Origin of the sequence: Blautia sp. MSK.18.38, assembly GCF_024460535.1 — a bacterium.
GTDB classification, from domain to species: domain Bacteria; phylum Bacillota; class Clostridia; order Lachnospirales; family Lachnospiraceae; genus Blautia_A; species Blautia_A fusiformis.
On record NZ_JANFYP010000006.1, the window covers coordinates 113,540 to 138,390 of the forward strand.

A 24,851-nucleotide genomic window follows, 5' to 3' on the forward strand; every position below is an offset into this window, starting at 1 on the left:
TCATTGGAATATGTACTGGGGCTGAGATGTCAGAGATGATCTGGCAGCCTGGACAGGACATGTTACAGATGAATGGCCGGTGTTTTTTGTGAAATTGGTTGCGAAAAATTGTTTACGGAATCAGGCAAGCGATACTTCAGGCTTTTCCATGCTTAAATGCCATCATCATCTCCTTGGTAAGGCTGATATTATCTCCTTCATCCGGAATGTCTTTCCGGTTGAACCAGGAGGCCATGGAAAGCTCATCGTGGTCTACAGTCAGAGTGTCGTCGCCATCCAGATCACAGTAGAAGCCAAACAGAAGTGTTCCGGAGAAGGACCATGGCTGGCTTTTGTAGTAGCGGAGATTTTTGACCTTTACGCCGATCTCTTCCATAACTTCACGGTGGACAGTCTCCTCGATGGTCTCGCCAATCTCGGCAAAACCTGCGATCATGGCGTAGCGGGTGTGATTTCGGCCCTCATATTTGGAGAGAATCAGCTTGTCACCGTTGGTAACGCCTACGATCACAGCCGGAGAAAGCACCGGATATTCACCGTTTCCACAGGCAGGGCAGATCATCTTGCGCTCATGTTTATCATGTACCATCGGTTTGCCGCAGCAGCCGCAGAAACGGCGCTTGCTGTACCACTGAAAGAGCTGATATCCGGTGATTCCTGCGAAAGCCAGATACTGTGGCTCCGCTGTGCGGAGAACTCTTGTGATCTCAAACTGATAACCAGGAAGGAGACTGGTGTCAAGATCCGGGATCAGATAAAAATGCTCTTCGTCAATGGAGAAGAGATAGATATAATTCTCATAGAGATTTTCAACTTTTCCTTCCAGCTCTCCAAAGCTTGGAAGAGTCATAGTCTCGCCATCTTTTTTCATAAGGATCTTTCCTTCTTCATAGGCGAGGATGTGGCTTTCTTTATCCGGGGCCACAGGTTTGTACTCATTGTGATAGGCATGTGGTGCGATATCCTGGATCATGATCGATAATTCCTTTCCGAATTTATTGTTTTACAGTGTTTGCTGAGAAATTTTGCCATATAAAATACAGCACGCTTTCTACAGTATAAGCTTACCTTAAGAAAAAGGCAACTCCAGCAATAACAAAAAAAGTTGTATGAGTCAGAAAATCAGTGTAAGATAAATGTATTATATTGTGCAGAAGATGTGAAAGGTCTGAAAATTTTTCTGCACAGAAGGAGAAGATCATGCCAACAACAGAAAAGCCGGGACTGACCCGGGATGCCATTAAATATCTGGCAATTTTTACCATGCTTCTGAATCATATCGCCAACGTGCTTCTGCCGGAAAACACGATCCTGTGGGAAGTGTTTATAGACATTGGCTACTTCACAGCCATTACCATGTGCTATTTTCTTGTGGAAGGTTTTTACTATACACATTCCAGGAGAAAATATGGCGAAAGACTTCTGATCTTTGCCGGGATCTCCCAGGTTCCCTATATGATGGCCTTTGGGAATTCACAGCTGAATATGATCTTTACTCTGTTTATCTGCTTTATGATCCTGGTTGTTCAGGAAAGGATGATGGCAAGTAAATGGAGAATTCCACTTCTGATCCTGCTTCTTTTACTATCCGTTTGTTCGGACTGGGCAATCCTGGCACCGGTTTTTACCATCTGGTTCCATGAGAGCTGGGGGAACAGGAAGAGGATGATAACAGCGTACGGAGTCGGTGCTGCCCTTTTTGTGCTGTTTAACTACAGCTCCTACGTGGAAAAAATGGCAGCCGGACCGGCAATGATCCATGCTCTGTTTTCGGCAGCAGGGATCGTGGCATCAGGAATCATCATCCTGTGCTTCTATAATGGCAAAAAATCCGAAAAAGCACCGAAGTTTTCCAAGTGGTTTTTCTATATTTTTTATCCGGCACATCTGCTGATCCTGAGCATAATCCGTGTTATAGTACAGTAAGAGATAAAATAAAATCTCTCCAATATTTATAAACGGATAGATTGCCGAAAATAAATTTCATATCCACATAAAACATAGTAATTCTGTAAGAAAACAGAAAAATAGCGAAAAAACTCTTGAAAACCCACAAATTATCTGCTATGCTAACTGACATGACAAAGGCGTCTGGAAATTGAGTTTCCAGGCGCTTTTTGCGTTGCAGAAATAAATGAGGGAATCGAGGAGGAATGATTATGAATGCAGGAGATACCGGCTTTATGCTGATCTGTACAGCCTTTGTGTTCTTTATGACACCTGGGCTTGCGTTTTTCTACGGAGGACTGGTCCGCAGGAAAAATGTGGTAAATACCATGATGGCCTGTGGGGCGATCATGGGACTGTCCGTAGTTATGTGGACATTGTTTGGATATTCTCTGGCATTTGGAGGAAATCATGGCGGGATCATCGGAGATTTTCGCTGGTTTGCGCTGAATGGCGTAGGCTGGGAGCCGGGACCTTATGCGGATACGATCCCGCATCTGGTATTTGTGGCGTTCCAGATGATGTTTGCGATGATCACACCAGCACTGATCACTGGTGCCGTGGTTGGAAGAATGCGTTTTAAGGCGCTGTTTTTCTTTATTGCGATCTGGTCTTTGATCGTGTATTATCCAATGGCACATATGGTCTGGGGAGACGGTGGATTTCTGGCAGCCATTGGCTCTGTGGACTTTGCAGGAGGAAATGTGGTACATATCAGTTCCGGTGTCAGTGCACTGGTTCTTGCCATTTATCTTGGACAGAGACGAGGCTATGCAAAAGCAACCTATCGCACACACAATATCCCATTTGTATTTCTCGGAGCAGCTATGCTGTGGTTCGGATGGTTCGGTTTTAATGCAGGAAGTGCGCTGAAGGCAGACGGCCTTGCGGCACATGCCTTTATGACTAGCAGTATTTCTTCTGCCTGCGCACTGCTGACCTGGATGCTGATCGAGGTGATCCGCGAGGGAAAACCGACACTGGTTGGTGCATCCACAGGTCTTGTTATCGGACTGGTAGCCATTACACCGGGAGCTGGTTTCGTACCGGTATGGGCATCCTTTATCATTGGGATCCTGGTAAGCCCGATCTGTTACTTTACTGTGATCCTTCTGAAACAGAAGCTGAAGATCGACGATGCCCTGGATGCTTTTGGCTGCCATGGTATCGGTGGTATCTGGGGAGGAATCGCAACAGGTCTCTTCGGAAAAACTTCCATTAACTCGGTTGCAAAATGGGATGGCCTTGTGTTTGGAGATCACCGTCTGTTCCTGGCGCAGGTATTGAGTATTGTGATCACCATTGCGGTTGCTATTGTGGGAACGCTGATCTGTATCGGGATCGTGCGGATCTTTACACCGCTTCGTGTAGATCCGAAGGAAGAGATGGTTGGTCTGGATGCGTCCCAGCATGGAGAGAATGCATATCCGTCATTTAATGGATTTGACTGATAAGAGTCCATTTCCTGTTAATGTGAATGATGGTGTTAAAGAGGAGATTATAGTATGTTGATTAAAATAGAAGCAATCGTAAGAGAAGAAAAAATGGAAGATGTCAAAGCAGCGTTAAATGAGATCCAGGTTAACGGTTTTACAGTAACCCAGATCATGGGCTGCGGAACACAGCGCGGCTATACAGAATATGTCCGTGGTTCCAAGATCGATGTATTTCTGAAACCGAAGATCAAGTTTGAGATTGTAGTATCATCAGAAGACTGGGAGATTAAAGTTATTGATGCCATTCAGAAAGCAGCATTCACCGGTGATCCGGGCGATGGTAAGATATTCAGCTACGAGATCCGTAACGCTGTTCGTATCCGTACAGGTGAGACCGGATACGATGCGCTGCAGTCGGAATTTCTGTAAATTGTTTTATTAATATGTAAATTATGTGTGAAAGAGTCCTTCGGGAAGTCGCAGAGATATCAGGAGATATAATCTTGAGATTTTTCGGAGGACTTTTTTACCACAGATTTAACAATAGTCTTACGTTGATTTGATGAAAAACAGCATGTGGCCGGTATAATATATAAGATGTACACGAAAACTAAAAATAATAGATAAGGCAGACATGACAAAAAAGAAATCAAAGAAAAAAATAAGAAAAAAACAGAAATCTATTAAAGATGGATTCGAACAGGACCAAGAAGAGCAGGAGAAGGAGAATCCAAAAATGGATGCTCCGGCTCAGAAGTCAGAGCAGAGCAGAGTTCCGGATTCAATAGAACCAGAAAATCAGAAACTGACAGCAGAAAAAACAGCAGCCATCGCATGCTACATCAAGGATCCGGACTACCGCCTCCGCTGTAAGGCGGCCATCGATATCCTTATGGCAAAACTGAAGATGATCAATGCAGAGCTTTCCGGGCAGAAAAAACGTACTGTGATCAGTCAGACTACCAGTCGGATCAAAAGTGCGGAAAGTATTTACGCAAAACTTCTGAAAAAAGGCCTGGAACCGGATTTCGAGACAGCCAGAAAAAATCTGAAAGATCTCATCGGCATCCGTGTAGTCTGTCCGTTTGAGGATGAGCTTTACCAGGTTGCAGAATCCCTGGAAATGCAGAAGGATATCGAGATCGTCCGGATAAAGGATTACATTAAAAATCCAAAGAAAAACGGCTACAAAAGTCTTCATCTGATCGTGAAAGTACCTATCTACTCTGCGGAAGGTGAACAGAAAGAACTGGTGGAAATACAGCTTCGGACCATTGCGATGGATTACTGGTCTGTGTTAGAATATGAATTGTATTATAAAAAAAGAGACAATGCGGAAATTGAAACAGAATTAAAAAAATATGCAGAAGAAATTGCTAATCTGGATCACAGAATGCTGGGATTACGAAATAAAATCGAAAAAATCTGAGCAATCAGCGAATGCGAGATCAGAATGCCTGTTTTATGACAAACCTGTAAAATTACTGCATCAGAAAAGGAGAATATCCCGGTGCTGGAGAAATAAAAGATATTTACACATGAAATTATAAATTAGGATTTATAAAAAATAAAACGGAGAATTCCCGAAAGAAAAATTTAAGGAATTCTCCGTTTTATTATCTGACTGAGCAAACTATGAAGTTATTATTCAATATAGAGCTGTGCAACAAATGGGGCATAAGATATCCAACTGCTTTTTCTCTGCCATAGTTGCATTTCAACTGCAAAGATGACACTTTTCACAGGCGGACGGTGTGGCTGCACAACCGCCGAGAGCAGTTTCACGAAGCTCTGCAGGAAGCTTTTTGCCCACAGTATACATGGCATCGATCATCTCATCCAGCGGGATGAACTGGGGGATACCGGCCAGTGACATTTCGGCTGCGATTAGGGCATTGGAAACACCGGCTGCGTTACGGTTCTGGCAGGGATATTCTACCAGGCCGCCTACAGGGTCGCACACAAGTCCAAGCATGTTCATAAGAACCGTGGAAGCAGCATAAGTACACTGAAGAGGTGTACCGCCAAGAAGCTCCACAGCAGCGGAAGCAGCCATTGCAGAAGCGATTCCGACCTCAGCCTGACATCCGCCAACAGCACCGGCAACTGTTGCATTACGCATGGCAAGATAGCCGATCGCGCCTGCATTAAATAGTGCCTGGCGGATTTTTTTGTCGGAAAAGCCGTAGACCTCCTGAAGAGCAAGCATCATTCCAGGAACGATCCCGGCACTGCCGGCAGTAGGAGAGGCAACGATAAGTCCCATGGAAGCGTTGGTCTCAAGGGTTGCCATAGCGTAGGTGATCCCCTTTCCGAGAACATTTCCGCACAGGCTTTTTCCCAGGTCATGAAATTCGCAGAGCTTTCGGGCTTCACCGCCGATCAGTCCGCCCATAGATATCACCGGATCTTTGATGGGGGAAAAAGCAGCATCCTTCATGATCTCCAGAACACGGTCCATGCGCTGGTCCACGATTTCAGCAGTGGTTTCACCGAGAAGGATCTCACGCTGGCGCATTACTTCGGAAATCGGAAGCTTTTTTTCCTGGCAGAGAGCAAGAAGTTCCTTGGCATTTTTGAAATCCATAAAACACATCCTCCTTTTCCCTACATCTGAACAACCATGACATCATGGATGTTGGTGTTCCGGTGAATGCTTTCTACGATATCTTCCGGGAGATGACCGTCGGATTCCACGATCGTATAGGCTGTGGTTCCTTTGGATTCACGGAAGAGGCGCATGAAGGCAATGTTAATGTTACGTTCACTTAAGCATCTGGTGATGTAGGCCACAACACCGGGAGTATCCTGATGGATCACGATGATGGCACTGTATTCGCCGGTGAAATCCACTTTCACGTGGTTGATCTCCACAATGCGGACCTTGCCGCCGCCCAGCGATTCCCCCCGGACTGTCATTTCCTGTCCCTGTTCATTGACCATATGGATATCTACAGTGTTGGGATGGACATCGGTTTCCGCTTCATTTGGAGTAAAGGAAAAGTCGATCCCCTGTTCCCTGGCAATATCAAAAGAATTCCGTATACGCATGTCATCTGTGGAAAAGCCCATGATCCCGCCAAGGAGGGCACGGTCTGTACCGTGTCCCTTGTATGTTCTGGCGAAGGAACCATAAAGGATGAATTCCACTTTTTTCAGGGGCGGCGTGATCATCTTCTGGGCAAGGAAAGCAATGCGTGCAGCCCCTGCGGTATGCGAACTGGAAGGACCGATCATGTTGGGACCCATAACGTCAAATACACTGATAAAAGACATTTTACTTAAATCTCCTGTGGTGTTTTTGCAATAAATTTCTTATAAATAGTGTCAACGATCACGCCGATGGCGTTGTCACCGGATACATTGCAGGCTGTTCCAAAGGAATCCTGTGTGATATAAAGGGCAACCATGATCGCACAGATGGCACCGTCCGGATCACCGGCTTCCGCTCCGAATACCATGTAAAGGAATGGAAGGGCAGTCATGATGGAACCACCGGGAGCACCGGGAGATGCAACCATGGCAACACCGAGAGTCATGATGAACGGAACGATGATCCCAAGACTGATGGGCAGCTGGTTCATAAGGCAGACTGCAGTAGCACAGGCTGTGATGGTGATCATGGAACCGGCCATGTGGATGTTTGCACAGAGCGGTACTACGAAGTTGCGGATCTGCTCGCACACGCCGTCCTTTTTGGCACATTCCAGATTGACCGGGATGGTAGCTGCGGAAGACTGGGTTCCCAGAGCAGTTGTGTATCCCGGGATCTGATTTTTGATCAGAGTGAAAGGATTCTTTTTGCTGACAGTACCTGCGATCACAAACTGGATCGTAATGCAGATCAGGTGCATGATGATAACAACAAGGAATACCTTCCAGAGGATGCTTAAGATGGCAAAGGTTTTTCCGGAAATAGTCATATCTGTGAAGGTTCCGCAGATGTAAAGCGGAAGCAGCGGGATGATAATGGCATGAAGGACCTTGTCAATGATCTTGGAAAAGTCACTCATTCCGTTATAAAGGCTGTTTCCCATTTCTTTTCCACGCATGGAAGAGAGGCATAGTCCCATGACAAAGGCAAGGGCAACAGCAGAAAGAGTATCCATGACTGGCTCCAGTGTGATGGAGAAAAATGGTGTCAGGGATGCGTCTGCGGTAGCTGCGATCTGATCCAGTGCACCTTCACTCATAAAGTGCGGGAACAGGCTGGATGATACCAGATAGGATGCGGAACCTGCGATCAGAGTGGAGCCATAAGCCAGAGCCACTGTGATCAGGAGAAGCTTCCCTGCACCCTGTGAAAGATCCGCAATACCCATGGTCACATAGGCAAGGATCATCAGCGGGATGACGAATTTCAGAAAGGTACTGAAAAATCCGGAAAGGGTTACAACAAAGCGACAGAAGCCTTCCGGAAGGAACTGGCCGAACAGGATACCTACGATGATGGCAATGATCAGCTTCGGCACAAGTCCGATCTTGATTTTTTTCTTTTCCATTTGGATTCTTTCCTCCTAAGTATGAATTTATTCATTTTGCACAAAAATACGATTGACGTCCTCGTGATTGTATTGTAACATTGACATAAAAATAAGGCAAATTCACAGATTTCATCATCACGATGAAAAAATTTCATAGTAAAAGGGAGAAAATCATGGAAATCCGTCAGTTGGAGACGTTTGTACATGTAGCACAGCTTCAGAGCTTTTCCAGGGCAGCAGAGGTTCTGGGATACACCCAGTCAGCGATCACTGTCCAGATCCGTCTTCTGGAAAATGAGCTGGAAACAAGACTTTTTGACAGAACCGGAAAGCGTGTGGTGCTTACTCCGTCCGGAAAAGAGTTTATGGGGCATGCAAGCCGGATCTTATATGACGTAAATAAAGCAAAAAAGTCAATGAATGACGATGCGGAACTGAAAAATCCATTGCATATCGGGACTATTGAATCTCTCTGCACAGCAAAGCTTCCGGCTGTTCTAAGCAAATTTCGTGAGTTTCACCCGAAGGTAAATATGCAGGTGACTATTGATACACCGGAGCAGCTGATACGGATGATGGAGCATAACGGGCTGGATCTTATTTATATACTGGATACCCCAAGGTGGGACCAGAACTGGGTGAAGGTCATGGAGAAGGCGGAGCCGGTAGTATTTGTGGCCTCTGCAGATTCGGAGTTTGCGGGAAAGACGCTGAAGATGGAGGATATTCTGGAAGAGCCTTTTTTTCTCACGGAAAAGAATGCCAATTATCGGCAGGCCCTGGAGCAGCAGCTGGCGCTTAAGAAGCAGGCCCTGTCACCGGTACTGGAGATCAGCGATACCGCTTTTATCATCCGCATGCTGGAAAAGAACCACGGACTTTCCTTTCTTCCCTATCTGGCTGTGGAGCGGGATATCCGGAAAGGAAGAATTGCCCTTTTACATGTGGAAGATGTGGAGATATCCATGTACCGGCAGATCTTTTACCATAAAAATAAGTTTAAGACGAGAGAGATGGAGGAGTTTATCCGTCTGGCGGCAGAGTGAAAGTCAGAGCTTGTAAAAACAAATAAAATGTGGCACTATAAAAGAAAAACACAGGAGAGAAAAAATGAATCTTATTGAAGAAGCAAAAGCTCTTGGTTTTTCCGACGCAGCGGTCATAAGTACCGATCAGCTTGTATTTGTGCCGGAATACCGGGTTTTCTGCGAGGACAATCTTTGCGGGAATTATGATAAAAACCCGGCATGTCCACCACAGAGCGGCACTGTAGAGGAGATGAAAGAGCATGCGCTGAAATACGAAAAAACGCTGATACTCCAGACAATGCAGGATGGCCTTATGGACTACAAAAAGGCAAAACTTGCTCATAACAAACTGACAGAACAGCTGGCAGGGAAGATGAAAGAAGAGGGAATAACTGATCTTCTGATCATGAGTGCGGGGCCTTATAAACATAATTCCTGCATGTCCGCTTACTGTGTGGATGCACAGAAAATGGCAGACGCTGCAGGAATGCTATGCTGGACCAGCGACGGAATGATCCGTTATTTTTCCCAGGTTCTTTTCCGTGGGTAAGATGAAGGATTTTGTAAAGGAATATGGGAGAAATAGATGGAATTTTACGAATGCGAGTATCCGTTGACAGAAACAGAAAAAACGTGTAGAGTTTAAATAAATGTAATTACATAAAAAGAATCAGCAGGAGAAAAACCAGAATGGAAAAATCAACAGTTTATTTCACTGATTTTCGTTGTCCGGTGGGAACCAGCCAGCTGGACAAACTGAAAAAACTCTGCGTTGCCGCAGGAATCAAAGATATCGATATGGATGGAAAATTCGTAGCCATCAAGATGCATTTCGGAGAGCTTGGAAATATGGCATTCCTTCGTCCGAACTATGCAAAGGTAGTCGCAGATCTTTGTAAGGAGCAGGGCGGAATGCCGTTCCTGACAGATTGTAATACTCTTTATCCGGGAAGCAGAAAGAATGCACTGGAGCATCTGGACTGTGCAAATCTTAACGGATTTAACACGATCACAACCGGATGCCAGATCATCATCGGTGACGGAGTTCGAGGAACCGATGAAGTAGAAGTTCCGGTAGTAAACGGAGAATACTGCAAAACTGCCCTGATCGGACATGCTATCATGGACGCAGATATTTTTATCAGTCTCAGCCATTTCAAGGGACATGAGACAACCGGCTTTGGCGGTGCTCTGAAGAATATCGGTATGGGATGCGGAAGCCGTGCCGGAAAAATGCAGCAGCATGCCAGCGGAAAGCCGGCCATCCATGAAGATGTCTGTCGTGGCTGCCGCCGTTGTGCGAAAGAGTGCGGAAGTGATGCGATTACATATATAAACAAGAAAGCAGTTATCGATTACGGTAAATGCAAAGGCTGTGGCCGCTGTATCGGGGCCTGCAGCTATGATGCCGTATACAATCCGAATAGCAGTGCAAACGAGCTTCTTGACCGCAAGATGGCAGAGTATGCACAGGCTGTCTGTCACGGACGTCCCCATTTCCATATTGCGCTGGTACAGGATATCAGCCCTAACTGTGACTGCCATGGTGAAAATGATGCGCCGATCCTTCCGGATATCGGAATGTTCGCAAGCTTTGACCCGGTTGCACTGGATCAGGCCTGTGCAGATGCCTGCCTGAATGCAACACCGATCGCCAACAGCCAGCTTGGAGAGCATCTGGCAGAGCCGGGATGGCACTGTCACCATGACCACTTTAAGGATTCCAATCCGAATATTGAGTGGAAGGCAACTCTGGATCAGGCAGAAAAGATCGGCCTGGGAATCAGGGAATATGAGCTGAAGATAATCAAATAAGCAACAGAAATCATAGAAAATCACGAAAGCACGCCTGTTACATGGCGTGCTTTTTGCGTAAATAAAGAAATATAAAATGAAAAAACGTAATAAGCGGAGCTAATGTGCAGGAAAACGTGCAGATCGTGTGTACAGAAACAGGCTGCATTCTGTGAGCAGAGAATACAGAGCAGGCCTGAAATCTTTTTCAGAGGAGGAAATTATGAAAGGAATACAGAAAAAACAGCGTCTGCTGACTATGATATTCGGAGCTTTCGCGATCTTTTTTACCGGATATCCCCATGTATGGTCTATTTACCAGCCCTATGTGATGGAGCAGGCAGGCTGGAGTCAGGGACAGGCATCCATGTGCTTTTATCTGGCACTGAGCACCTTTGTATTCGGAAATATCGTAGGCGGAAGGATGCAGAACCGCTTTAAGGAAAAGACGATTGTATGGATCGGAGGCGGGACCTTTGCGGCAGGAATCCTGGCATCCGCATTTCTGATCGTTTCCACACCGCTTCCTATGTATCTCTCCTATGGAGTGATGCAGGGATTTGGTCAGGGAATGATCTATACGGTGATTCTGGCAACGGTACAGAGATGGTTCCCGGACCGTACCGGATTTGCTTCCGGCGTTGTGGTAACTGCCAACGGACTTTGCGGATTTTTCCTGGCGCCGCTGAGTCGAAAGCTGCTGGAGGCAGAGGGCGTGCAGAAAACCTTTCTGATCATTGGGGCAGCCATCGCAGTTTCCTGGATCCTGTGCGGCATCTTTTTTCAGGCACCCGATAAGAGTCTGGTGAACGCAGGTGGCTCTGCGGCAAAGTCCGGAACATCGGAGATGAAGCAGTATACATCCGGAGAGATGATGCGTACAATAAATTTTTATCTTCTTCTTGCGACCATGTTCTTTGGACTGATTTCTTATTTTATGGTTTCACCGGTATCCCAGACCTACCAGATCGACCTTGGGATTCCGTCTGCAGTGGCAGTCAGCGCCGTTATGCTTGGATCCATTGTCAATGCGGGAGCAAGACTGGTGCTTCCGACACTTGCAGATAAAGTGGGAAGGATCGTCTGCATCAAAGGAGTGCTGATCGTGGCAGTGATCGCTATGGGAGTTCTCGCTGTATCAAGATCCCTGGCAGTAACGGTTGCTGTTGTTCTGATGTACGGCTGCTACGGCGGCATCATGGGAAGCTTCCCGTCTCTGACAAGCTCTATTTTCGGAATGAAGCACACCGGGGAGAATTACGGATTTGTCATGTTCGGCATTGTATTTGCAACCTTTGGCGCACCGGCGATCTCCGGTCTGGTGAGCAGTAATGGCTATGAGCTGAACGCCCAGGTTGGAATCCCTGCGAAATTATCGGACACCGGGGTTACGGATGAGTATTTTGCGCAGATGACAGAGGATGCCATGAAAAGCGGAAACATTGCGGTAAATCCTCAGAAAACCGTTCATGAGCATATAAAGTAAATGTAATACAAACATGTTCAGACTGGCAGAATAATTGCAATCATGCTGCCTTTTTTGCTGCTTTCCAGTACTTTTACCTGTCCGTTATGCTGTCTGACAATTTCACTGACAAGTGCAAGCCCCAGGCCGGCACCTCCCATAGCACGGCTTCTTGATTTGTCTACACGGAAGAACGGGGTGAAGATTTTTTCCTGATATTCAGGAGGAATGCCGATTCCGGTGTCGGAGACTTCAAGAAAGACGTAATTGACAGAGGTGGATGTATCTGTTATTTCTTCGGAAGGATGGATATTTACGGTTACTTTTCCACCGGAGTGATTGTATTTGATCGCATTTTCCACAAGATTGTACACAGCGCGATACAGCAGCAGATAGCTTCCGGTAATAATGCAGTCCCCTTCCTGTTGGATCAGTTCAACATCCTTCTGTTCCGCTACAGAAGCCAGGTCGCAGAAAACCTCATCCGTCAGTGCTGCCAGAGAGATCCTTTCGGAACGTTCAACAGTCTGTACACCGGTCATATCCAGGAGGATTTCAGCCAGATGGGAAAGTCGCCCGGTCTGTTCCTGGAGCATGGCAAAAATCTCCTGATAATCCTTTAAAGCAGGTGCTTCCCTGCGGGCAAAAACCTCCAGATTTGTCTGGATAACGGCAAGAGGAGTCCTAAGCTCATGGGCTGCATTGGCAGAAAACTGCTTCTGGGCAGTAAATGCCTCATCCAGGCGTGCGAGCATTTTGTTAAATGAAATTGTCAGGCGGGAAATTTCGTCATTGGTAGCAGGAACTTCAAGAGCCTCTGAAAGGTTCTGGACCTCTATTTGGTTTACCTCCTGGCTGAGTCTGCGAAGTGGAAGTAATGCCTGACGGCTGATAAAATAAGTGCAGATGCTGCTGAGAAGGATGATGATCCCTGTTACCATGAGTCCTTTGGTGAGAAAAAGTTTTTTGGTCAGCTGCAGCTGATCGGAAAGCTCCGGAAATAAGACGGAGGGATTCATATTAAAGGTGATGGGAGTAGAATCTGTGTTATCGATCCGTATCATGTAATCTCCCAGATCCTCCATTCCGGCAACTGCAGACTGGCTGATAAAAAAATACATCAGAATGCAGGTGACTGTCATAAGCAGTGCGGTGATCAGTGTCAGACGCCATTGAAGAGAAAGCTTTCCGGTTATTTTTTTCATTGTATATCCTCCGTTAAAATGTAACCCTGGCCGATCTTATTCTGTATTGGATCAAAGCCGAGAGCCGTGCGCAGCTTTTTTCGAAGAGAAGAAATGTGGACACGAATGGAATTGCTGAGACTGTTGACGCTTCCGTCCCAGATATGCTCGATCATTTCTTCTGGGCTTATGATACGGTTCTGATGAAGAAGGAAATATTCCAGAAGAGAACTTTCCTTTCGGGTCAGAGAAAGAGGAAGTCCATCGATACTGGCCTTTCTTGTACGGGTATCAAAGCTGATACGTCCGCATTGCAGACATACATCCTGCTGGATAAATTTCCTTCGTGTCAGACTTCGGATCCGTGCCTCCAGCTCTTCAAAATGAAAAGGCTTTGTGAGATAGTCATTGGCACCGAGATCAAGCCCTTCAACCTTGTCCTGGATCTGTCCTCTGGCAGAGAGGATCAAAACGGGAGTGGAAGTATCGGATTCCCGAAACTGGCGCAGGATTTCCAGACCATCAACGCCTGGAAGGTTCAGATCAAGAAGGATGAGATCATAATTTTCCACCAGACATAATTCCAGTCCTTCATCCCCGTCAAAACATGTGTCCGCTTCATAGCCATCCATGCGAAGTCCCTCCGCAATAGACTGGCAGAGCTGCTTTTCATCTTCGATTATCAATATATGCATAATAAATTCTCCTAAAAAACAGTTGATTTTGCTTTGTTATCTATCATATCATGTATAGCATAAAATTCCTGTAAATTTTTTTATTTCTTAACAGAGATTTTATACAGGGGATGATATAGTAAGGCTACAGAGAGCAAGATTTACATATAAAATATACGTCGGTTCCGGATATGGGCCGGTGATATCAGAAGGGAGAATATAAACAATGAAATTAAGAACACAGAAAATAACAGCACTTATGGCAGCAGCGGTATTAGGAATATCTGCATTTGGAAGCGTACCGGTAACGGCGGCAGAAAGCACGGAAACAGCAGATATCGGAGAGGCAATGGCGGTGGATGGAGAGGCAGTTTCATCAGATCTGGTAGCAGGTACATTTAAGCCTTCCGACGTAACCTGCAAGGCACAGGATTCTTATGAATATCCGTTTCTGGGACTGAAGCTTTCACTTTCGAAGGAGCTGTTAAATCAGATCAAGGATCAGAGCATTGCAATGCTTACTACGGAAGATTTTGAGAATCAGACCAATGCAGTGACATATGCCTATGTAAGCTGGAGCAAAATGACAGAGGAACAGAAAAATGCCGAAATACAGAAGATGGGAACCGGATATGACGACTGGGTGGCAGGTCTGGACAGAATTGGTACAATTGGCGTTTATGACGAAGCTTCACAGAAAAAACTGGATGAGATCACAGGCTGTACAGAGCATAAAGAGCTTGGAAGCAGCAGTGACGGGAAATACAAATATTATCTGAGCACCAACAAAGATGCAGATGAAAAGCTGACAAAGGAGCTGGAAAAGATCAAAACCGACATTACGGAAATGACACCGTATCAGAATATTTCCGTGTTTGAACAGCCACAGGATACCAGCGTCAACCCGGAGGATGTAAAATCTGTAGGAAAATTTGAAACAACAGGAATAGATGGAAAAACATATACAGAAAAAGTATTCAGTGACTATGACCTGACGCTGGTAAATATTTTTACAACCTGGTGCTCACCATGTGTAAAAGAGATTCCGGAACTTCAGGAGCTTTATAAAGAAATGAAAGAGAAAGGCGTCGGAGTAGCAGGCGTGGTGCTTGATACTACAGATGAAAAGGGAAATCAGGACGAGGAGGCAGTAAAAAAAGCAGGCATTCTTCAGGAAAAAACAAAAGCAGAGTATCCGTTCCTGATACCGGATACTACTATGATGAATGGCCGTCTGCAGGGGATTTCCGCATTTCCTGAAACATTTTTTGTTGACAAAGATGGAAACATTGTAGGTGATACCTATACAGGAAGCCATACACTGGACGAATGGAAGGAAATCGTGGAAAAAGAGCTTAAAAACGTTTCAAAGTAAAAGATGATCATTACGGAGAGTGAAAAAATGATTCGGAAAATAACAGCATCCAGGTGGATCGGACCTGCTCTGGCGGTTTTGGGGATTTTACTGATGATACTGGGAATCTGCAGGGGCGAGGTGTCTGTAGTTTTTACAAAAGCGATCAACATCTGTATGGAGTGTATTGGCATTGGATAATAAGAAGATGAAAATAAATGAATGGCCGCGGCATGGGATCCAGGCATTGTGGGCGGCCCTTACAAACAGTCACATATCAGGGTTTGTGACTGGAAAGATCTATACCGGAAAACTGAAAAATGTCTGTGTTCCGGGGCTGAACTGTTATTCCTGCCCCGGGGCAAGAGGGGCCTGCCCTATTGGTTCCCTTCAGGCTGTGATCGGAAGCTGGAACTTCAAGATGGCATATTATGTAGCTGGATTTCTGATCTTTGTAGGAGCGTTGCTTGGAAGACTGGTGTGCGGATTTCTCTGCCCCTTTGGACTGATCCAGGATCTGTTGAACAAGATTCCTTTTCCAAAGAAGATCCGGACATTTCGGGGAGATAAGCTTCTGCGAAAACTGAAATATGTGATCTTTCTTGTATTTGTGATCATACTTCCCATGTTTGTAGTAGATATCATGGGCCAGGGAGCACCATATTTCTGCAAGCTGATCTGCCCGGCAGGAACACTGGAAGGAGGTATCCCTCTGGTGCTGCTGAACAAATCCATGCGAAGTGCAGTAGGCTGGCTGTACATGTGGAAAAATACAATCCTGGTGATCACTATTATCTTATCAATTATGATATACCGGCCATTCTGTAAGTATATCTGCCCGTTGGGAGCTTTTTATTCGGTATTTAATAAAGTTTCCGTTTTTCGTTACAGAGTAGATAAAGAAAAATGTGTTCACTGCGGAAAATGCAGAAATATATGCCAGATGGAGGTCGATCCGACGGAAAATCCCAACAGTGCAGAGTGCATCCGATGTGGAAGATGTAAAAAGATATGTCCGACACAGGCAATCCGGTGTGGGTTTGCAGGCAAACCCTGATACAGAAAAATACGAAAACGGTACAGCTTATAAAATATAAGGTGTACCGTTTTTTGCAGAAAACTACTTTTCCATATTATCTATCAGTAACATATTCAGCTGTTCCCAGCGCTTCAGATCTTTTTTTGTAAAAAGCAGCTGGTGGCGGAACGCTTCGGTAAGCTCCTGTGGTTTTAAAGTGATCACACATTTGAATGCGCAGGGCATCAGATCCGCACTGGAAATCCCACACAAAAGTCCTGTTGTAAAATCTCGAAGCTCCAGAGGATTAAAAATGTACAGGAGATCTTCTTCCAGTGGGTTATACTGATTTACAAAGGAAAAACGGATCAGCATATCACTGTAAAGAACTTTTCCGGTGTAAAAAATCTCACTGCTTCTTCCGTTGGCAGAAACAGAACAGATCGTTAAGGTTGCTTCGTATTTTCCAGATTCGCCTTTTTTTTCATAAATATCGATGACGCCATCCTTTGTACGCTGATAGCGTCCATCGTAAAAGTAAAAATATAGCCGCTGTGCCTGAAAAAATGGGCTTTTTTGTCCTTTTCCCGGTGCATTGGACGGTTTACTGGCTGTTTCAGGAAGACCAGTGGTAAGCTGGGACATAGATACCTGGAGAATCTGGCTGATCTCATATAAAGTTTCGATATCAACGGAGATATCTCCATTTTCATATTTGCATACGGTAGCTCGACTTTTATGGATGGCATCTGCCAAATCCTGCAGAGTCATCTTTCCGGCTTTTCGGTATTTTCTTATTTGTTCACCTACATAACAGGTAAAATTACTCATTTTGTTTCCTCATACTATCTATTTTTCTTATTAATTTTTATTGTATACGATTATATCGGAAAAACCGGTATTTTGTAAAGTAGTAAGAAACTTTTTTGAAATAAAATTTCGTAAAAAGAAACTTCTGCCATTTGCACTTATCTTTATTTAAGGTAAGATATGGCTGTTAGGCTGAAGGTTTCAGCCTATATCAAATATATATTTGAAGAGGGGAAATTGAAATGAAAGAAAAAGGAAGTAGCTTTTCCGGCTCAATAGGCTTTGTCCTGGCGGCAGCCGGAAGTGCAGTAGGAGTTGGAAATATCTGGAGATTTCCATATCTCTGTGCCAAAGATGGCGGAGGACTTTTCCTGCTGGTTTATCTGGTACTGGTACTGACTTTTGGATTTGTACTGTTGACAACGGATGTAGCACTTGGGAGAAAGACAAAGAAAAATGCATTGAGGGCTTTTGAATCTCTTGATCCAAAGTGGAAATTTTTAGGACATTTAACGTTTATGGTTCCGGCATTGATCATGACCTATTATTCTGTTATCGGTGGATGGATCGTAAAATATTTTTTTACTTATATTATTTCTGATGGGAAAGATGCGGCTTCAGATGTATACTTTACATCATTTATTACATCAGATATTGCACCCGTTGTATTTATGCTGATCTTTCTGGCACTGACTGCCTGGATCGTATTTCGTGGTGTGGAAAAGGGAATCGAAAAGTTTTCCAGGATCATTATGCCGGGGCTGATTCTTCTGATTGTGATCATTGCGATTTTTTCACTGACACTGTCCCATACTGATACGGATGGAACTGTCCGCACCGGTATGCAGGGGCTGGCTGTTTATCTCAAACCGGATTTTCATGGACTGACGGTAAAACGTTTCCTGGAGATCCTTCTGGATGCGATGAGCCAGTTATTCTTTTCCTTAAGTGTATCTATGGGAATCATGATCACTTATGGTTCTTATGTGAAAAATGAAGTTAATTTAAATAAAGCAACAAATCAGATTGAGATCTTTGATACCGGCGTTGCATTTCTTGCAGGAATGATGATCATACCGGCTGTTTTTGTATTTCTCGGAAAGGATGGAATGGCTTCCGGCCCAAGTCTGATATTTATCTCACTGCCAAAGGTTTTTGATGCCATGGGAGTATTTGGCCGTCCGGTGGCAATTGCATTTTTCCTGATGATGGGATTTGCGGCACTGACTTCCTGCGTGTCTGTCATGGAGACACTGGTTGCAAACTGCATGGAACTCTATCACAAACCCCGTAAAAAATGTGTGGTGCTGTCGGAATCTATTCTCTTGTTACAGCAGTGCTGATCTGCCTTGGTTATAACAAACTGTATTTTGAACTTAAACTGCCAAATGGTTCCGTTGGACAGCTGCTGGATGTGATGGATTATATCAGCAACAGTTTTCTGATGCCGTTTATCTCACTTTTGACAAGTATTCTGATCGGCTGGGTGATCGGCCCTGACTGGATCATAGGAGAAGTGGAACGAAATGGGGAACACTTCAAACGGGCAGGGTTATATCGCTTTATGATCCGTTATGTAGTGCCGGTTGTAATGCTGATATTATTCCTGGTATCTACAGGATTTGCAGATTTGATTTCATAAGTGTGGTAATATGTTTATGGCGTCTGGACAGTCGCATTAACGGATGACCAGTACAAGATACGATTAAATAACAGAGGATTTGATGAAAAAAGATATGTACGAATGTTGGAGAGAAAACTAATACATAGAACGGAAATGATTCAGAAAATTAGACTTAACTCACTTTAAAAGTGAAAAAATAATTTGATAATTTCTTGACAAGTACTAATAAATATGTTAGTATTCAATCATCAAATTAATAAAGTCTTCGGTGACTGACGGAGTTGTGGGATAACCACGAGGGAGCCGGAGATTCGATGAGTCGACCGTCTGGGCAGTATTTGAAAAACTTCAGATACTGCTCTTTTTTATGGGATAAAAGATGCAGACGGTTGCAGCGGAGAAAGGAGAACATTATGGGATTTAAAAGTGACATCGAGATTGCACAGGAGTGCACAATGGAGCCAATTACCAAGATTGCAGAGAAAGCAGGTATTGATGACAAATATCTGGAGCAGTATGGTAAATACAAAGCAAAGATCGACTATAATCTTCTGAAAGAAACAGACAAAAAAGACGGAAAGCTGATCCTGGTAACAGCCATCAACCCGACACCGGCAGGTGAGGGAAAAACTACGACAACCGTAGGTCTTGCAGATGGAATGCAGAGACTTGGAAAAAATGTTATGGTAGCTCTTCGTGAGCCATCCCTGGGACCGGTATTTGGTGTCAAAGGTGGTGCGGCAGGCGGCGGCTATGCACAGGTAGTTCCGATGGAGGATATCAACCTTCATTTTACCGGTGATTTCCATGCAATCGGTGCGGCAAACAACCTTCTTGCAGCAATGATCGACAACCATATTTTCCAGGGTAATGAACTGAACATCGACCCGAGAAAGATCACCTGGAGACGATGCGTGGACATGAACGACCGTCAGCTTCGTAATGTAGTAGACGGACTTGGCGGAAGAACAAACGGTATGCCGCGTGAAGACGGATATGACATCACTGTAGCATCTGAGATTATGGCAGTTCTCTGTCTGGCAAGTGATATCAAAGATCTGAAAGAGAGACTTTCCAGAATCATCATCGGATATACTTACGGTAAGGTTGCTGAGCAGAAACCGGTAACAGCAGGAGACCTCCACGCAGAGGGTGCTATGACAGCACTTCTGAAGGATGCCCTGAAACCAAACCTTGTTCAGACACTGGAGCATGTTCCGGCGATCGTTCATGGCGGACCATTCGCAAATATCGCTCACGGATGTAACTCCGTAACCGCTACAAAGATGGCTATGAAGCTTGCTGATTATGCCATCACAGAGGCTGGATTCGGTGCTGATCTTGGAGCTGAGAAATTCCTGGATATCAAGTGCCGTATGGCAGGTCTTACACCAAGTGCCGTTGTTATCGTAGCAACCGTACGTGCTCTGAAATATAATGGTGGCGTTGCAAAAGCAGATCTTAACAATGAGAACCTTGAGGCTCTTGAAAAGGGTATCCCGAACCTTCTGAAGCATGTAAGCAATATCAAAAATGTATACAAGCTTCCATGTGTGGTAGCTATTAACGCATTCCCGACCGATACCAAGGCAGAGCTTGATTTTGTGGAAGCAAAATGCAAGGAGCTTGGCGTAAACGTAGCACTTTCCGAGGTATGGGCAAAAGGTGGCGAAGGCGGAATCAAGCTTGCTGAGGAAGTGATCCGTCTTGTTGAAGAGCCGAATGATTTCACATATGCTTATGAACTGGAAGGCTCCATCGAGGACAAACTGAACCAGATCGTACAGAAGGTTTATGGTGGAAAGAAAGTGGTTCTTACAGCAAATGCCCAGAAGCAGGCGAAACAGCTGGAGGCACTTGGATTTGGCAACTGCCCGATCTGTGTGGCTAAGACCCAGTACAGCTTAACAGACGACCAGACAAAGCTTGGTGCTCCGACAGATTTCGAGGTAACAGTAAGAAATCTTAAGATTTCCGCAGGTGCAGGATTTATTGTTGCACTGACAGGTGAGATCATGACCATGCCAGGTCTTCCGAAAGTACCGGCAGCAACCAAGATCGACGTAGACGAGAGCGGTAAGATCACAGGACTGTTCTAATATAAAGATTTTTTGAGGGGAATTCAGATAGAAAGCGGTAGAGCCTGCAAAAATAGAGGTTCTGCCGCTTTTTCTTATATTGTTGTCTATTGCTCATGGCGGCGGTCCAGCCATTTACAGATGTAGTGGCCAACAATGTTCCCGGCCAGAAGGGTAAAGAACAAAGCAACATATTTCTGCATGGTGTTCACCTCTTTCATTCAGGATTGTATCTGCATTATATCATATTTCGAATGAAAATAATTGACTTTTTGCGGTGAATGGACTATGATGTGTGTAGCTAAAGAAAGTAATTATGCTTATCATGGGCAAAGCAAAACCCCCGGAAGTGGTCGAGACTTCCGGGGGTTTTTGTTTCGTTTATGTAAGGTGGTTTAATCCTTTCAGCTGGAGGTTCGGCAGCAACAGCATTATAGCATGTTCAGAACAAAAATGGTATAATATTATAAATTGTCAAGAATGTCAGCAATCTCCTGCTGCTTGTTGGGATAAAACTCACAATGTAGAGGAAAGTGCAGAGGGGACGCGCATGTGACATTTGCGTTAATTAAGAGGAATCCTATAGAAAAAATTGTAGAGATAAATGAATGTGGGGGGAAATATGGTATACACATGCAAATATAAATCGCTAATCGGAGATATTTTACTTGCCGCAGATGAAATCGGACTTACCGGTTTGTGGTTTGAAGGACAGAAATATTTTGCAAATACACTTCCCAAAGACCATATCCAACAGGAGACGGAAATTCTCACAGAAGCAAAAAAATGGCTGGATGTATATTTCTCCGGTGAAGAACCGAACTTTACTCCACTACTTCATCCGAACGGTTCAACATTCAGAAAGGCAGTGTGGCAAATTTTACTGGAGATTCCCTACGGACAGACGATCACATATGGAGAAATTGCGCGCAGAATTGCAGTGATGAAAAACACTTCCCATATGTCCGCCCAGGCAGTAGGCGGTGCGGTTGGACATAATGAAATTTCCATTATCATTCCCTGCCATCGAGTTGTAGGAACAAATGGAAGCTTGACGGGCTATGCCGGAGGAATTGACAAAAAAATTTCACTTCTTAAGCTGGAACATACAGATATGAGCCGTTTGTTTATTCCAAAGAAAGGAACTGCACTGTAAAACTCAGGCTGAGAGGACGGTCTGGTGCAGGCGTCCACGAAAAGACAGATATTTTATTTATGAAAGCATGCTATGAAAATTGCCAGCAGGATTGCGGAGGAAAGATCATGGGAAAAATACTGGACGAGGATATGATTTACGAGATACTGTCCGTAGTGGAAGAAATACCGGAAGGAAAAGTGGCCTCCTACGGGCAGATCGCACGGCTGATCGGGCGGGATAAAAATTCACGTCTTGTAGGAAAAGTCTTAGGTATGGCAGAATTTTACGGGAAGTATCCCTGCCACAGAGTTGTGAACCATGCAGGGCGTACTGCACCAGGCTGGAGAGAGCAGAAGATGCTTCTGGAAGACGAGGGTGTGGAGTTTAAGGCAAATGGATGTGTAGATATGAAGCAGTATCAGTGGGAGGAGTAGTGTTTTATGAATTGTAGAAATATGATGCAGATCCCGGAGCTTACAGAAGTTCTGAAGCTGAAAGCAGGGGAAAACGGTCTGGAGTAGTCTGTACGATGGGGCTATTTTGCAGACTGCCTGCAGTGCATCGAAAGTGAATACAGGATTGAATAACTATATCCATGGAGGAGAATTCGTAGTTCTGACAAATCCCAGTGTCACCGACGACAGCCGGAAACTCGTGCTGGAGGAAAAGGACAGAAACGCCGCAGAGCAGCTGTCTTCCTCTATTCTGGATGCAGAACATTTAAGCTGAGAGCGTGTGATGGCACAGGCCAGATATCTGAACCTTGCACCGCTTACCATGACCGATGAGCAGATGGAGAAAGGACTTGAGATCTTTGAAGCTTCTCTGAAAGAGGCATTAGAAGCATAGATTAATAGAAAGTTACTCTGTAATAGAAAGCTACTCTGTAACAGAAAAATAAAACATGCTTGACAAACCATAAATTCCTCATATAATTATCAATGGTAATTAACTAAGATAATTATATGAGGAGTTTTTTTATGACAAATGAAAAGATCAAGCGGATGTTTGATGCGTTTTATCAGGCAAAGCGGATCCGGGATATGCTTCCGCCACTGCCCCAGGGGGTGATGCCATCCTACATACAGTATCTGGATGTGATCCATTCTCTGCAGAGAGAAAAAAAGGATATCCGGCTCTCTGATATCAGTGATGCCATGAACCTTCCGCGTCCGGGTGTTACCAGAACAGTGAAAGAAATGGAGGCAAAGGGATATCTTCAGAAGCTTATGTCTCCGGATGACGGGCGCGTTACTTACATTTCCATAACAGAAAAAGGAGAGAGGCTTTCCAGGAAGTATGATCAGGATTATTTCAGCAGTCTGGCGCCCTATCTTTCAGAGATTTCCGAAGAAGAAGCAGACAATATGATCCGGACCATCGGGAAATTTTATCAGATCATGTGTGACAGGAGGGAACATTATGACAAATGATAAGGCAGATTTTACCCAGGGAAATATCCTGAAAAAGCTGGTTGCATTTATGATGCCGGTACTCGGTGCGCTGATCCTGCAGGCTGCCTATGGTGCGGTCGATCTTCTTGTAGTTGGAAGATTCGGTTCCACATCCGGACTGTCAGCGGTTTCCACCGGAAGTCAGGTACTGAATCTGGTTACCTTTGTAGTGATCCAGTTTGCTATGGGTATCACAGTTCTGATCGCACGTTATCTTGGAGAAAAAAGACCGGAGCAGATCAGCTCCGTTATCGGTGGGGCTGCGATCGTCTTTACCATGATCTCTATCGTGCTGTTTATTGTTATGGTAGGCTTTGCACATCCGATCTCCATGCTGATGCAGGCACCGGAAGAAGCGGTAGCACTGACTGCATCTTATGTACGGATCTGTGGCAGCGGAATTTTCTTTATTGTCGCGTATAACCTACTGTCTGCTATTTTCCGCGGCCTTGGTGACAGTAAATCTCCGCTGCTGTTTGTGCTGGTGGCATGTATTGTAAATGTGATCGGAGACCTGGTACTGGTAGCCGGCTTACATATGGATGCAGCAGGAGCAGCTATTGCTACGGTTTCTGCTCAGGCCTTAAGTGTTGTATTTGCAGTAGTTCTGCTGATAAAGAAGAAGCTTCCGTTTACCATTACAAAAAAAGATTTCCGGCTGAATCCTCAGTGCAGACGTTTTCTTAAGATCGGACTGCCGCTGGCACTTCAGGAATTCCTGACCCAGATTTCATTCCTGGCCTTGTGCGCATTTGTCAATCGCCTGGGTCTGGAAGCATCCTCCGGTTACGGAGTTGCATGTAAGATCGTAAACTTTGCCATGCTGGTTCCAAGCTCCCTAATGCAGTCCATGGCCTCCTTTGTTTCACAGAACGTAGGAGCAGGAAAGCCGAAACGTGCGAGAAAATCCATGCTTACGGGAATTGGAGTTGGCCTGTCTGTGGGATGCCTGGTATTTATCCTGATCCTGCTGAAGGGTGATGTACTGGCAGGATTCTTCTCCACAGATGCCGGCGTTATCCAAAAGGGCTTTGATTATCTGAAGGGGTTTGCTCCGGAGACACTGGTAACGGCTGTTCTGTTCAGTATGATAGGCTATTTCAATGGAAACAACCAGACCATCTGGGTTATGGTCCAGGGCCTGGTACAGACGCTTCTGGTACGACTTCCAATGGCGTACTTTATGAGTATCCAGCCGGATGCCAGCCTGACAAAGATCGGTCTTGCAGCACCGGTATCTACCACAGTGGGAATCATTCTGAACATCGGATTCTTTCTGTACTTTACCCGTGTGAAAAAAGAAATTGTTTCGGAAGAATGACCGGATAAAGGGATGTAAATGAGAGGGGTGATATGATATAAT

At 44.9% G+C, this 24,851-nt stretch carries 24 protein-coding genes, 1 pseudogene and 1 riboswitch; of the genes and pseudogenes, 18 read left to right on the forward strand and 7 right to left on the reverse strand.

Annotated elements, in window-relative coordinates; genetic code table 11:
- Window positions 1–136: 136 nt before the first annotated feature.
- Window positions 137–973, reverse strand: coding sequence for an NAD(+) diphosphatase (gene nudC, locus NE638_RS05725; RefSeq protein WP_173745901.1), 837 nt, complete (start codon window positions 971–973; stop codon window positions 137–139).
- 227 nt (window positions 974–1,200) lie between these two features.
- Here nudC and NE638_RS05730 point away from each other — a divergent pair, with 227 nt between their 5' ends.
- The 4 genes from NE638_RS05730 (at window position 1,201) to NE638_RS05745 (ending at window position 4,812) form a co-directional block, all read left to right on the forward strand.
- Window positions 1,201–1,926, forward strand: coding sequence for a TraX family protein (locus NE638_RS05730; protein ID WP_243148535.1), 726 nt, complete (start codon window positions 1,201–1,203; stop codon window positions 1,924–1,926).
- A gap of 233 nt (window positions 1,927–2,159) precedes the next feature.
- Window positions 2,160–3,398: an ammonium transporter gene (locus NE638_RS05735; RefSeq protein ID WP_092068756.1), complete on the forward strand. Its 1,239-nt coding sequence runs from the start codon at window positions 2,160–2,162 to the stop codon at window positions 3,396–3,398.
- A gap of 54 nt (window positions 3,399–3,452) precedes the next feature.
- Window positions 3,453–3,812 carry a P-II family nitrogen regulator gene (locus tag NE638_RS05740; RefSeq protein ID WP_092068522.1) on the forward strand — a complete coding sequence of 120 codons (360 nt, stop codon included), beginning with the start codon at window positions 3,453–3,455 and terminating at the stop codon, window positions 3,810–3,812.
- Window positions 3,813–4,017: 205 nt separating this feature from the next.
- Complete coding sequence (locus NE638_RS05745) at window positions 4,018–4,812, forward strand: GTP pyrophosphokinase (RefSeq protein ID WP_243164966.1); 795 nt, start codon at window positions 4,018–4,020, stop codon at window positions 4,810–4,812.
- A 288-nt stretch (window positions 4,813–5,100) separates the two neighbouring features.
- Here the strand turns inward: NE638_RS05745 and sdaAA are convergent, their stop codons facing one another.
- From sdaAA to NE638_RS05760, 3 genes are read right to left on the reverse strand one after another with little or no spacing between them, the layout of a single operon-like run.
- Window positions 5,101–5,970, reverse strand: coding sequence for an L-serine ammonia-lyase, iron-sulfur-dependent, subunit alpha (gene sdaAA / locus NE638_RS05750; RefSeq protein ID WP_015527274.1), 870 nt, complete (start codon window positions 5,968–5,970; stop codon window positions 5,101–5,103).
- Window positions 5,971–5,990: 20 nt separating this feature from the next.
- Window positions 5,991–6,659: an L-serine ammonia-lyase, iron-sulfur-dependent subunit beta gene (gene sdaAB / locus NE638_RS05755; RefSeq protein WP_015527273.1), complete on the reverse strand. Its 669-nt coding sequence runs from the start codon at window positions 6,657–6,659 to the stop codon at window positions 5,991–5,993.
- Between the two features lie 5 nt (window positions 6,660–6,664).
- Window positions 6,665–7,885, reverse strand: coding sequence for a dicarboxylate/amino acid:cation symporter (locus tag NE638_RS05760; RefSeq protein WP_173745902.1), 1,221 nt, complete (start codon window positions 7,883–7,885; stop codon window positions 6,665–6,667).
- Between the two features lie 155 nt (window positions 7,886–8,040).
- On the opposite strand from NE638_RS05760, the gene NE638_RS05765 reads away from it, so the two are divergent.
- From NE638_RS05765 to NE638_RS05780, 4 genes are all read left to right on the forward strand, one after another.
- A complete protein-coding gene (locus tag NE638_RS05765; protein WP_118070935.1) occupies window positions 8,041–8,913 on the forward strand; it encodes a LysR family transcriptional regulator in 873 nt (290 codons plus the stop codon).
- A gap of 64 nt (window positions 8,914–8,977) precedes the next feature.
- A complete protein-coding gene (locus tag NE638_RS05770; RefSeq protein WP_059086047.1) occupies window positions 8,978–9,445 on the forward strand; it encodes a DUF2284 domain-containing protein in 468 nt (155 codons plus the stop codon).
- Window positions 9,446–9,585: 140 nt separating this feature from the next.
- Window positions 9,586–10,710, forward strand: coding sequence for a DUF362 domain-containing protein (locus NE638_RS05775; protein ID WP_173745903.1), 1,125 nt, complete (start codon window positions 9,586–9,588; stop codon window positions 10,708–10,710).
- A gap of 202 nt (window positions 10,711–10,912) precedes the next feature.
- Entirely contained in the window at window positions 10,913–12,175 is a 1,263-nt protein-coding gene (locus tag NE638_RS05780; protein ID WP_173745904.1) for an MFS transporter, read from the forward strand.
- Between the two features lie 17 nt (window positions 12,176–12,192).
- Here the strand turns inward: NE638_RS05780 and NE638_RS05785 are convergent, their stop codons facing one another.
- Window positions 12,193–13,359: a sensor histidine kinase gene (locus NE638_RS05785; RefSeq protein ID WP_173745905.1), complete on the reverse strand. Its 1,167-nt coding sequence runs from the start codon at window positions 13,357–13,359 to the stop codon at window positions 12,193–12,195.
- A complete protein-coding gene (locus NE638_RS05790; protein ID WP_015527267.1) occupies window positions 13,356–14,033 on the reverse strand; it encodes a response regulator transcription factor in 678 nt (225 codons plus the stop codon). The genes NE638_RS05785 and NE638_RS05790 overlap by 4 nt, the downstream gene beginning before the upstream one ends.
- Before the next feature lie 205 nt (window positions 14,034–14,238).
- Here NE638_RS05790 and NE638_RS05795 point away from each other — a divergent pair, with 205 nt between their 5' ends.
- The 3 genes from NE638_RS05795 to NE638_RS05805 are packed head-to-tail and all read left to right on the forward strand — an operon-like array spanning window position 14,239 to window position 16,423.
- Window positions 14,239–15,387, forward strand: a complete 1,149-nt coding sequence (locus NE638_RS05795) for a TlpA family protein disulfide reductase (RefSeq protein ID WP_015527266.1) — start codon at window positions 14,239–14,241, stop codon at window positions 15,385–15,387.
- Window positions 15,388–15,414: 27 nt separating this feature from the next.
- Window positions 15,415–15,567: a CD1871A family CXXC motif-containing protein gene (locus NE638_RS05800; RefSeq protein ID WP_015527265.1), complete on the forward strand. Its 153-nt coding sequence runs from the start codon at window positions 15,415–15,417 to the stop codon at window positions 15,565–15,567.
- Between the two features lie 7 nt (window positions 15,568–15,574).
- Window positions 15,575–16,423, forward strand: coding sequence for a 4Fe-4S binding protein (locus tag NE638_RS05805; RefSeq protein WP_118753032.1), 849 nt, complete (start codon window positions 15,575–15,577; stop codon window positions 16,421–16,423).
- A gap of 63 nt (window positions 16,424–16,486) precedes the next feature.
- On the opposite strand, the gene NE638_RS05810 is transcribed toward NE638_RS05805, so the two are convergent.
- Window positions 16,487–17,215, reverse strand: coding sequence for a helix-turn-helix domain-containing protein (locus NE638_RS05810; RefSeq protein WP_021652982.1), 729 nt, complete (start codon window positions 17,213–17,215; stop codon window positions 16,487–16,489).
- A 221-nt stretch (window positions 17,216–17,436) separates the two neighbouring features.
- Here NE638_RS05810 and NE638_RS05815 point away from each other — a divergent pair.
- From NE638_RS05815 to NE638_RS05845, 7 genes and pseudogenes are all read left to right on the forward strand, one after another.
- Window positions 17,437–18,836: pseudogene (locus tag NE638_RS05815) on the forward strand (sodium-dependent transporter).
- 240 nt (window positions 18,837–19,076) lie between these two features.
- Window positions 19,077–19,158: riboswitch (ZMP/ZTP riboswitch) on the forward strand.
- Window positions 19,159–19,231: 73 nt separating this feature from the next.
- The gene (locus NE638_RS05820) at window positions 19,232–20,917 is read left to right on the forward strand and encodes a formate--tetrahydrofolate ligase (RefSeq protein WP_092068491.1); all 1,686 of its coding nucleotides are present in this window, start codon (window positions 19,232–19,234) and stop codon (window positions 20,915–20,917) included.
- 601 nt (window positions 20,918–21,518) lie between these two features.
- On the forward strand, window positions 21,519–22,052 hold the full coding sequence (locus tag NE638_RS05825; protein ID WP_173745906.1) for a methylated-DNA--[protein]-cysteine S-methyltransferase: 534 nt from the start codon (window positions 21,519–21,521) through the stop codon (window positions 22,050–22,052).
- Between the two features lie 107 nt (window positions 22,053–22,159).
- The gene (locus NE638_RS05830) at window positions 22,160–22,468 is read left to right on the forward strand and encodes an MGMT family protein (RefSeq protein ID WP_173745907.1); all 309 of its coding nucleotides are present in this window, start codon (window positions 22,160–22,162) and stop codon (window positions 22,466–22,468) included.
- Between the two features lie 145 nt (window positions 22,469–22,613).
- Window positions 22,614–22,763, forward strand: coding sequence for a hypothetical protein (locus NE638_RS05835; protein WP_173745908.1), 150 nt, complete (start codon window positions 22,614–22,616; stop codon window positions 22,761–22,763).
- 251 nt (window positions 22,764–23,014) lie between these two features.
- Window positions 23,015–23,467 carry a MarR family winged helix-turn-helix transcriptional regulator gene (locus NE638_RS05840; protein WP_092068482.1) on the forward strand — a complete coding sequence of 151 codons (453 nt, stop codon included), beginning with the start codon at window positions 23,015–23,017 and terminating at the stop codon, window positions 23,465–23,467.
- A complete protein-coding gene (locus NE638_RS05845; protein WP_173745909.1) occupies window positions 23,457–24,809 on the forward strand; it encodes an MATE family efflux transporter in 1,353 nt (450 codons plus the stop codon). Before NE638_RS05840 ends, NE638_RS05845 begins: the two co-directional genes overlap by 11 nt.
- The last annotated feature ends 42 nt before the right edge of the window (window positions 24,810–24,851 follow it).

Coding starts and splice junctions, on each gene's coding strand:
- sdaAA (WP_015527274.1), bottom strand. CDS start 5,970: ATGGATTTCAAAAATGCCAAGGAACTTCTTGCTCTCTGCCAGGAAAAA.
- NE638_RS05765 (WP_118070935.1), top strand. CDS start 8,041: ATGGAAATCCGTCAGTTGGAGACGTTTGTACATGTAGCACAGCTTCAG.
- NE638_RS05795 (WP_015527266.1), top strand. CDS start 14,239: ATGAAATTAAGAACACAGAAAATAACAGCACTTATGGCAGCAGCGGTA.
- NE638_RS05730 (WP_243148535.1), top strand. CDS start 1,201: ATGCCAACAACAGAAAAGCCGGGACTGACCCGGGATGCCATTAAATAT.
- NE638_RS05825 (WP_173745906.1), top strand. CDS start 21,519: ATGGTATACACATGCAAATATAAATCGCTAATCGGAGATATTTTACTT.
- NE638_RS05745 (WP_243164966.1), top strand. CDS start 4,018: ATGACAAAAAAGAAATCAAAGAAAAAAATAAGAAAAAAACAGAAATCT.
- NE638_RS05810 (WP_021652982.1), bottom strand. CDS start 17,215: ATGAGTAATTTTACCTGTTATGTAGGTGAACAAATAAGAAAATACCGA.
- NE638_RS05770 (WP_059086047.1), top strand. CDS start 8,978: ATGAATCTTATTGAAGAAGCAAAAGCTCTTGGTTTTTCCGACGCAGCG.
- nudC (WP_173745901.1), bottom strand. CDS start 973: ATGATCCAGGATATCGCACCACATGCCTATCACAATGAGTACAAACCT.
- NE638_RS05790 (WP_015527267.1), bottom strand. CDS start 14,033: ATGCATATATTGATAATCGAAGATGAAAAGCAGCTCTGCCAGTCTATT.
- sdaAB (WP_015527273.1), bottom strand. CDS start 6,659: ATGTCTTTTATCAGTGTATTTGACGTTATGGGTCCCAACATGATCGGT.
- NE638_RS05830 (WP_173745907.1), top strand. CDS start 22,160: ATGGGAAAAATACTGGACGAGGATATGATTTACGAGATACTGTCCGTA.
- NE638_RS05805 (WP_118753032.1), top strand. CDS start 15,575: ATGAAAATAAATGAATGGCCGCGGCATGGGATCCAGGCATTGTGGGCG.
- NE638_RS05735 (WP_092068756.1), top strand. CDS start 2,160: ATGAATGCAGGAGATACCGGCTTTATGCTGATCTGTACAGCCTTTGTG.
- NE638_RS05740 (WP_092068522.1), top strand. CDS start 3,453: ATGTTGATTAAAATAGAAGCAATCGTAAGAGAAGAAAAAATGGAAGAT.
- NE638_RS05775 (WP_173745903.1), top strand. CDS start 9,586: ATGGAAAAATCAACAGTTTATTTCACTGATTTTCGTTGTCCGGTGGGA.
- NE638_RS05820 (WP_092068491.1), top strand. CDS start 19,232: ATGGGATTTAAAAGTGACATCGAGATTGCACAGGAGTGCACAATGGAG.
- NE638_RS05780 (WP_173745904.1), top strand. CDS start 10,913: ATGAAAGGAATACAGAAAAAACAGCGTCTGCTGACTATGATATTCGGA.
- NE638_RS05845 (WP_173745909.1), top strand. CDS start 23,457: ATGACAAATGATAAGGCAGATTTTACCCAGGGAAATATCCTGAAAAAG.
- NE638_RS05760 (WP_173745902.1), bottom strand. CDS start 7,885: ATGGAAAAGAAAAAAATCAAGATCGGACTTGTGCCGAAGCTGATCATT.
- NE638_RS05785 (WP_173745905.1), bottom strand. CDS start 13,359: ATGAAAAAAATAACCGGAAAGCTTTCTCTTCAATGGCGTCTGACACTG.
- NE638_RS05840 (WP_092068482.1), top strand. CDS start 23,015: ATGACAAATGAAAAGATCAAGCGGATGTTTGATGCGTTTTATCAGGCA.
- NE638_RS05800 (WP_015527265.1), top strand. CDS start 15,415: ATGATTCGGAAAATAACAGCATCCAGGTGGATCGGACCTGCTCTGGCG.